Below are 8,037 nucleotides of genomic sequence, written 5' to 3' on the forward strand. Positions count from 1 at the left end.
TGCCTAATTATCAACAACAAATATCTGAAAGCCTCATTTTCTCGTACAGATTAGCTAATTTAGATGATTGCATTTACGTGCTCTAAACTAGTCACACAAAGGCTTTGACTATTTTCGGAGATGTCTTCTTGCTGTTTGTGATCGTTATAGCAGTAGCTCAACCTTCATGGGCAGACAAAATTTCTGAAGATAGCCCTGACTATCCAAAAGTTGTTCAAACGCTTAATAGTAGTAATGCAAGTTAGGAAAAACCCGGAACAATTGGGATATACCGCAGAAGAACTACAGCAGAAAATCGCTGCTTTAGAATTGCAAAAACAGACTATGGAAACTTCAGAAGATTGGGCTAGATGTCGCAATGAAACGGGGAAACCATTAGCTATCTATGCTCGGAAACCTGAAAACTCAACTCCAAACGCTCTTTACTATCTCGGTAATGGCGAAACTACAGATGAAGACTGGGATTGTGACGCTATTTACCTGCCAAATGATGCGAAAGTTGCTGGGCTAAAACTGCCAATCGGAGAGCCAGCAATTTTAAAAATTGTAGATGGGACTCAATTGGTTGCTAAAACTAATCCTAACACCCAAGAACTTGAGTTCATTGCTCCGACTGCACTGATTGAAGTACTCAAAGCCGAGCAACTCAACTGGCAAATTCCTAATTTAGCTTCATCTGATATTGATGTACAAAGTCCTAATGCTCCAAGCGATTGAGAGTCAGAAATTTGAATTGATAGCCAGACAAAACAGTAGCAATTAAAACATTGACGACTTCGGCGACAAGACTATTAGTCCGCCGATTTTTTTTCGTTTAAAGAAGAATGCTACATCTTTATCTTGCCATCAGCGACTTACTCAGGCGATCGCATGGCACTTTCATGAAGGCAGCCATGTCCCCAACGCCTCACTTAAGGCGTGGACATCTCCAATTTTGACGGAACAACACAAAGCGTCGCTTTTTGTGCCCAACTTTCTCACGCCATCCATTCAGTCCACTGTGGTGCATCTGACACCAGTTGAGCAAACTTTTGAGGGTAAGCATCCTCAAACTCCAGCATCACACCGCAACGCTCATCAATCGTTAGGGTACTGAGTAATTCTTTTACCGTCGTGATGTCATAGAATCACGCCAAAAACAGCCTCAAGATGATTTGATCACTGACTTGGCACAGGCAAAAGTGGATGGAGAGCGCTCGCTCGACACTGCTGAACTGCTGAGTATAATTCAGCAAATATTAGTGGCAGGCAATGAGACTCTCACCAGTGCGCTCGCAGGTGGAATGTTGTTACTGACAAACAATAAAGAGCAGATTGGGTTGGTACAAACAGATATTTCCCTGTTAGAGAACTTTGTTGAAGAAGTTTTACGAATGGAAAGTCCGACAGCAGGAATGTGGCGAGTTGTGACGGAAGATACAAAACTAAGAGACGTTGATCTCAAAGCTGGGTCTTTAGTGATGCTCCGCTTCGATGCTGCTAACCGCGACTCCATAAAATTTATTGAGGGTGAGCGTTTCGATGTGCGCCGCCATAATGCCAGCAACCACCTATCTTTTGGTCAGTACCTATTAAGTCATTTATTATTTCTACCAATCCTATAGCATCTATTATTCCTGCTACTATCCCTAAATGGTCTATCTTCTGAATTTGAATTTCTTTGGCACTTAACATCACAACAGGATTCTCCACGACTTCTGTTGCAATTTTCTCAAATAATTCTTATGATCAACTAATTTTTTTTTAACTCTTTCGTTATCTCCTTGTTATCCCTTTCTTCTGTCTTCATCACAAAACTTACCTTTCTAGCCGATTACTGAACTTAGTAGTAATTATTAGCATTAAGCTTCTTTACTCTTCTTCTGTCTTAGTTCTTATGTACTACTAGTCCGCTTTTTGTTGATGTGTGACAGTTGAGGGTGCGGAATGTGGGTTTATATCTCGGTAATCTTTAAAACATTGGGCTAGCCGTAATGTGATTTGTTGTTTTCGATCTAGTTCCGTAATTAAAGTTAATCCTGCATCAGATGTTACTGTCTCACCCTTAAAATTAACTATGATTGGAGATGACAATACAGGTTCAAATTTGAACTGTTCCGGTATACAATCTGTTTTCTGAGGGGTCATGCTTAAAACTGCTGGAATTCATTTGCAATAGACATTTTGGCAGTTTTTGACTCCTCTTTTCTCTGGCTTTGTGAGAAATCCGGGCAAAACGGCTCCCCATCAGCGATTGCAATTGGTGTGGTGTTGACTTCTGAGTAATGCCTTTATTGATGTAGAAAATTTCTATTTGCTTAGATCCAAAAGGGAGGACTAGGCAACTTAGCAATTAGGCTACTTAAGTTTTTCACATCGTGTCGAAACCAGTTATGAATCCATAAACAGTAATGGTCAATAGCTTGTTGTTCTGTAAGATTACCTAACAGTTCTGATGCTATTGAATGGCTAACCCAAATACCAGACATAATTGCTTTGAGAACGCCATGACTTGATGTCGGGTCAAGTACCATTGCTGCATCCCCAACAAGAAAGTAACTATATCCGGCTGGTTGTGAAACAATTCGCCAGGTAACATTAGCGGCCCGCATTGCCTGGTAAATCTTTAACCCAAGGAATTCATTGGGTAGCCAGTCTTTTGCGATTTTCTGCTCTACAAATGATAAGCGCGTCCATTGATAAAGTTGGGTAGGCGTAGCCCGTCGTAGACATCGCACTTTCGCAGTCCACGTCCAACCGTAGGAATCAGCAACGATTGCTGGGGCATGATCTCGCACTGGGCATTCTCCTGTTACATAACCATAATATGCAATCAGACGCGGAGAGTGATATTGGATTTGTAACCCTAATTGTTGAGCCAGCCAATGATGATCTCCAGCAGCATCAATGATTTTAGCTGCCCAAAAAGTTCCAAGGGAAGTCTCAACGCCAGTTACTCTGCACCCATCCATAACTAAACGGGAAGCGCGGCAAGGTTGTATAACCTTAACACCGATTGCTTTTACCCGATTAAGCAAAATCGCATCAAAATCGGCTCTCCAAGCTTGAAATCCGAGCCATGCTCCCGAATCATCTTCGCCAAAGGGAACAAACTCGCTCTCGGCTGACCACTGTACCCAGTTTCCTTGATGGCGAAGAAAGCCAGCTGCTAACACTGACTCAAGTACCCCTAACTGCTTAAGTAGTGGTTCAACACCAGGGTGTAATGTTTCACCAGGGTGTGTACGAGGAAATGGCTTCGACTCAATCAGAATAACTTTTAGCCCAAATTGGGCACAGCGAATAGCAGCCGCACAACCTGCAGGCCCACCCCCAACTACAATTACATCAGCATTAGACACGTCTTCTAGACCAGGTTCCATTGCCGCGTTTCAACAGAATATTCACTGGTGTAACAAACAGCGTCAGAGTTTCTTCGATTTTAACTAAGCGTTTTCGAGAATTTTCTGGGTCTAAAAATGAATTTCCATGACGATAAATCTCAAACCGATAGATATTTCCACCAAGCCTAGTTTGTGTTTGAGTTTGTGCCTGTTGTAATTCGGAATTGGTGGGTTGCACTGGTTGGAACGAAAACACGCTCCATTTTCCCCTATCTTCAGGTCTGATCCTTAAGACTTGGTAAACATTCGCCATTGCCAACACTCTAGCTTCGTATTCACGTACATCAACCTTAGCCGTCAATGAGAGCGAAAATTTTTTCTGCAAAGAACTCTCTACATAATCTGCATGAGCAAAATCTGAATACTCTATCAACTCTTCGCCATCCTTGGTGACGCGTCGAGGCCCAGAGATTCCATCCCACGGTAAATTGCCAACCTGACCAATTTCTGCATCTGTTAACGGGCTAACGGTAGGCCAAATGGGATTTGGCTCAAACGTCCGGGCTGCATCAGGAGCTACTGCGGGCCAAAATGTACTAAGTGCAGCACAAAGTTTGGAGTCCTCTGGAAAAGGACTGCCTAAGCCGTAGCTTGCTAAGTGTTCCACTTCGTTGGTTCGATCAAAACTCACATCCCAACCAGGAGCAAACACTCCAGCCGCTGCATCTGGAAGATATGCTTGTCGGATTGTTGGGGAACCAGTCAACGGCATTTGTCGCACCGAATCCTGACGAGGTAAACAGACAATTGCAGTTACAGTTTTATCTTCTGGTCGAAAATCAACATCTTCTAATTGCAGGTTGGGAGCAAAGCGATTGTCAGATAATGTTTCCGGGGGAACTTGCCAGAGATTCTGTCTGAGTCTGCTAGGTACTGACTGCTCTGTCCATTCTAATAGCTCTCGCTGGTCGCAGCTGGGGAAAAAATCTGGTGCTGTCACTAGAGAATAGGCTGGCACGTTGCGAGGAATTGCCACCGCTAACTCTGGACATATTGCTTCAATCGACCCATCGCCTGTAAAGTCAAGGTAGTGTTGAGCATCGTACCCACCTGCTTTCACAACCGCTTCCACATCTTTCTGGTCGTTAAGATTTTCTTGTTGACCATTGGGCAATATTTTATGGCGGACATGAACAAACTCTGGAGCGTGTCTTGCTTCTGTCGTTTCATCCGCAGGAATTGCTAGGCTAGAAGATAGGGTTGGACTATCCGGTGGAACCTTAAAGGTGAGCAGCTTTCCTTGATAAGTAGCTGCTTCAATCAGATTTGGCTGAACAACTGGAACTAAAAGCCCTGTGCCAAATTCAGACGCTGTTGTGAATTCAGCAATGCCTTCTGTAAAAATAAATGGCGGGTTGCTAATGTCTGGTTCATCCCACCCTGTGTTTTGGAGCACTAAATGAATTCGCCGCAGTTTTTGATTGACATGATGAGCATTCAAAGTTACCTGTAAGTCAAAGCCACGAATGCATTCTGTACCGTTGAATAGCTTGTGCAGGGGAACCCAGAATAGTCTGCTATTATCTCCATCCTGAAAACGCAACGGGCCGAAGGCATCTCGATTACCAGTGCGTTGAACTGCAATATATGCAGAATAACGTGCTGGCAAGACGCGAAAAGTCTCTTTTAAATCATCTTCCACGGCTGGGATAAATCCGCGCAGTTTATCACTATATAGTGGTTGAGCGGTTCCGACTCGCGCCACACCTGTGCGCGAAAAACACAAATCAGCATGCTGACGGTGGACAGTTTCCGAAGCTGGGCGATATTCACAAGCAAACACAGCGATGGCTAACGGTTGTCTTGAAGCCATAACTTGCAAATCTTGTAAAGAAGGAGGCTCCACTCCATAAACAAAATTTTCAATAATTTCGAGTTCCGCTAGGGTGGGATATGCGCTGAGATTGGCACTTACAACATTGGGTGAAGCTAAGGCATGAAACAGCAAACTCCGAGATGCATTTCCTGCTTCTATTCCTCGTTTCCCTTCAAAAGCAAAATCTTCAAACCCTACTATCTGACGATTGATAGCTGGTAGTTCTTTAGTTAATTCCTGCTGGAGGTTTGTTGCGGTGATATCTAGCCCTTGCTCAAGTAGCAAGTCTCGCCAACCAACAGAGGCTAGGCGCGAGCAAACCTGTTTAACTTCATCAATGAGAGCCATAACTTATTCCAGTATAGTTAGATACTTAAATTTGAGTAATTATAAGCTGTGTGTCCGGTTTGAGTGAGCGGACTGGTCGTATTCTAACAGTGAATTCTGTTGTTTTGAATGCTTGGAATCCCCCATTAATGGGTTAGTGCTAAACACTCATTAACCAATCGCACACCACCGACTTACATCCACCCTCAAAGTTAACAGCAACTTGCCACTGTCCGAGATATCCGTTCCATATTGGCTCCCCATCAGCCACTCCAATCGCCTCGCCAACTGTGGAGACTAACTCACTGTAGAAGGAGCCAACGCCTTCCAAGCCTCGCTGCATTTTCAGTTTCAGCCCCTTCCATCCAAGAGTTGCAGGACTTTCCACCTCATTTAATGAAAGGGGTATTGATTGCGATATGTCAGGTATTTGTGTCTGTATATCTTTATTATTAGTGCCTGACACCACTTCAGTATTTTTGGGAATTAACTGTGAAGTGGTGTCAATGACGGGTGTGGTTATATCTAGATTATTAGTGACTGACACCGACTCACAAGAAAATAGTTCATCCCGATTTAACCACTGCCCAAAAATCGAATCACGTTCATCATCAGGGGCAACAAATTGATAAACACACTCCCGATTTTCACGCTTACCCAACCGACTGACGTAATCCAACTTCAAATCAATTTTGGCAAGTAACTTCTGAGCGATGTCTACGACGGGCTATTCGGCGTCGCTATCGGTGTGTGTTTTTCAGAAATAGAAACATTCAGATAATTTTTGATAACGTGCCGATGCGCTACAGCCAGTGCCTTAAACTCCACCATCTTCTCGTCAGTTCCACGCAACTGAACGTCTGGCGTAAGAAACTGCAACAGATTCAGGCTTTCGAGTAACAACACAGCAGGTAATATTTGCCCCTTGTTAAAATCTGGTTGACAAATCAAATAGGCAAATGGTGAATGGATAAGGCTGATATAACAAGGTCATAGGAATCACCAAATCAACTTCTACATAGTTACCAATTAAAAGTCGGGGAAATTTCCCCATCTTGCTAAATCGAAACTGAGCTTTCTCGAGCATCTCAAAAGCTAAATCCAGTAAGGTGAATTCTGCATTAGGAAAGACTGATTGAACCATACTTGAGTAAAGTCCAGTACCAGCGCCTAAATCTAAAACCTTCAGTGATGCCAGGCGATTACTTGGGATAATTTCAACTGCTGTTTTATAAAACTCATCAAAACAGGGTATTAAGATGCGACGCAAGTTATCATAATCTGCGGCAGCGTTATTAAAAGCTTCTTGAATGTTCATTGTTTTAATAGTCCTAACAATTTATTTTTGTCTGAGTACTTATAAGTTGGCACTAATGCACAACTGTGCGTCTCTACAGCTAGGATGTTGATTACACCTTCTCTTTAGCTGGCGTTGCGATACCGCGCTTAACTAGACCTGCTTCAAGATCCTTAATGAATTTTAAGTCTTCCTCCAATAGAGGCTGGCTTTCGGTAGAAGAAAAGTCATTACTTACAGAGGGATTTTTTTCAAGAAAAGCAAATGCTTGCCGAAATTGACGCGGATTTGCTAAAATTTGCGAGTCAAAGTGACAGGGAATAATCTGCTGAAAATCCCAACTTGCAACTGTATCAGCCCAGTTGAGGACTTGTTTTGGTGCTTGGGGAAGAATAAGGATTTGCAGAATCGGGCATCTGTTGAGAAAATTGGATTAGGTAGATAAACAACAGCCCTAGTAAAAACTCCCCACAATCGCAGATATCCCCTAGTAAACATCGCGGCCCGCAAGGGCGAGGGGAACGACTCTATTTACTGGCGCACCATAACGATAAACAGCAGGGATTACCCGCAGGCTAATTATCACTGGAGAGAAAACGGACTAAAAAAGACGAAATACATCCCTAAAAAATTACTAGGGGATATTCAGGAGACGGAGGCCACAAAACGCCCAGTTGTAGAGATACTGCAATTGTTGGGCGTTGCGGTAAGCCCTAGTAATTTACTAGGGGATAACGAGATAAACCTTAGTAAAAACCAAGTACTGAGATTTGCCCTAGTAATGAAATATCCCCTAGTAAAACAGGACGGTACAAGGGGGAGGGCAGTGGTAGCATTCACGCTTCGGCTCATTACCAAGAACGGCAAAGATTACCAGCAGGCGTACTATCATTACGAGTTTTGAAGCGAGAGCGATCGCACCCTCAAGTCGTCATCTAAGTACATCTCCAAGCGGTTGTTGAAGCGAGTTCAGGAGATGGAGCGGGAGAAGGCGGCAGTTAGGGAGATACATTATAAATATTTATATAGGACACGTTGCAAAGAATTGTTGCGATAATTGCTGTCCTGATTTACGCGCAGCCGTGATGATATAGCAACCGCCACATCGGTTAGGACGCTAGATGTAAGATATACTCCATTGCATCCCGTAGACACTCATATTGGTCAAGTTGCTTGCGAATGCGACTTTTGAGCCAAGACCAGCATCGCTCAAT

Annotated in this window: 8 protein-coding genes and 3 pseudogenes; 3 read left to right on the top strand and 8 right to left on the bottom strand. The window is 43.4% G+C overall.

Annotated features, from left to right (window positions below):
- Window positions 1-234: 234 nt before the first annotated feature.
- From LC653_RS43370 to LC653_RS43380, 3 genes are all read left to right on the top strand, one after another.
- Window positions 235-717, top strand: a complete 483-nt coding sequence (locus tag LC653_RS43370) for a hypothetical protein (protein ID WP_229501442.1) — start codon at window positions 235-237, stop codon at window positions 715-717.
- A 217-nt stretch (window positions 718-934) separates the two neighbouring features.
- Complete coding sequence (locus LC653_RS43375; RefSeq protein ID WP_229501443.1) at window positions 935-1,096, top strand: hypothetical protein; 162 nt, start codon at window positions 935-937, stop codon at window positions 1,094-1,096.
- A 187-nt stretch (window positions 1,097-1,283) separates the two neighbouring features.
- The gene (locus LC653_RS43380) at window positions 1,284-1,604 is read left to right on the top strand and encodes a cytochrome P450 (protein ID WP_372478303.1); all 321 of its coding nucleotides are present in this window, start codon (window positions 1,284-1,286) and stop codon (window positions 1,602-1,604) included.
- Here LC653_RS43380 and LC653_RS48160 read toward each other — a convergent pair.
- From LC653_RS48160 to LC653_RS43420, 8 genes and pseudogenes are all read right to left on the bottom strand, one after another.
- A pseudogene (locus LC653_RS48160) lies at window positions 1,558-1,674 on the bottom strand (DUF4277 domain-containing protein); the annotation flags it as partial. The gene LC653_RS43380 and the pseudogene LC653_RS48160 sit on opposite strands and share 47 nt — an antisense overlap.
- 225 nt (window positions 1,675-1,899) lie before the next feature.
- Window positions 1,900-2,127: pseudogene (locus tag LC653_RS43390) on the bottom strand (transposase); the annotation flags it as partial.
- Between the two features lie 170 nt (window positions 2,128-2,297).
- Window positions 2,298-3,362: an NAD(P)/FAD-dependent oxidoreductase gene (locus tag LC653_RS43395; RefSeq protein WP_229501445.1), complete on the bottom strand. Its 1,065-nt coding sequence runs from the start codon at window positions 3,360-3,362 to the stop codon at window positions 2,298-2,300.
- Window positions 3,334-5,547 (bottom strand): hypothetical protein, encoded by a 2,214-nt coding sequence (locus LC653_RS43400; RefSeq protein ID WP_229501446.1) that lies wholly within the window; start codon window positions 5,545-5,547, stop codon window positions 3,334-3,336. The genes LC653_RS43395 and LC653_RS43400 overlap by 29 nt, the downstream gene beginning before the upstream one ends.
- 139 nt (window positions 5,548-5,686) lie before the next feature.
- Window positions 5,687-6,211 (bottom strand): hypothetical protein, encoded by a 525-nt coding sequence (locus tag LC653_RS43405; RefSeq protein WP_229501447.1) that lies wholly within the window; start codon window positions 6,209-6,211, stop codon window positions 5,687-5,689.
- A gap of 32 nt (window positions 6,212-6,243) precedes the next feature.
- Window positions 6,244-6,477 (bottom strand): hypothetical protein, encoded by a 234-nt coding sequence (locus LC653_RS43410; RefSeq protein WP_229501448.1) that lies wholly within the window; start codon window positions 6,475-6,477, stop codon window positions 6,244-6,246.
- Window positions 6,455-6,844 carry a methyltransferase domain-containing protein gene (locus LC653_RS43415; protein WP_229501449.1) on the bottom strand — a complete coding sequence of 130 codons (390 nt, stop codon included), beginning with the start codon at window positions 6,842-6,844 and terminating at the stop codon, window positions 6,455-6,457. The genes LC653_RS43410 and LC653_RS43415 overlap by 23 nt, the downstream gene beginning before the upstream one ends.
- Before the next feature lie 91 nt (window positions 6,845-6,935).
- Window positions 6,936-7,235 (bottom strand): annotated as a pseudogene (locus tag LC653_RS43420) (DUF4336 domain-containing protein); the annotation flags it as partial.
- Window positions 7,236-8,037: the final 802 nt, after the last annotated feature.

The organism is Nostoc mirabile CHAB5784 (genome assembly GCF_020829645.1).
GTDB lineage: Bacteria > Cyanobacteriota > Cyanobacteriia > Cyanobacteriales > Nostocaceae > Nostoc > Nostoc mirabile.

Excerpts from the sequence above, each read along its gene's own strand:
- LC653_RS43370 (WP_229501442.1), top strand. The coding sequence starts at position 235 with ATGCAAGTTAGGAAAAACCCGGAACAATTGGGATATACCGCAGAAGAA.
- LC653_RS43380 (WP_372478303.1), top strand. The coding sequence starts at position 1,284 with ATGTTGTTACTGACAAACAATAAAGAGCAGATTGGGTTGGTACAAACA.
- LC653_RS43395 (WP_229501445.1), bottom strand. The coding sequence starts at position 3,362 with ATGGAACCTGGTCTAGAAGACGTGTCTAATGCTGATGTAATTGTAGTT.
- LC653_RS43400 (WP_229501446.1), bottom strand. The coding sequence starts at position 5,547 with ATGGCTCTCATTGATGAAGTTAAACAGGTTTGCTCGCGCCTAGCCTCT.
- LC653_RS43415 (WP_229501449.1), bottom strand. The coding sequence starts at position 6,844 with ATGAACATTCAAGAAGCTTTTAATAACGCTGCCGCAGATTATGATAAC.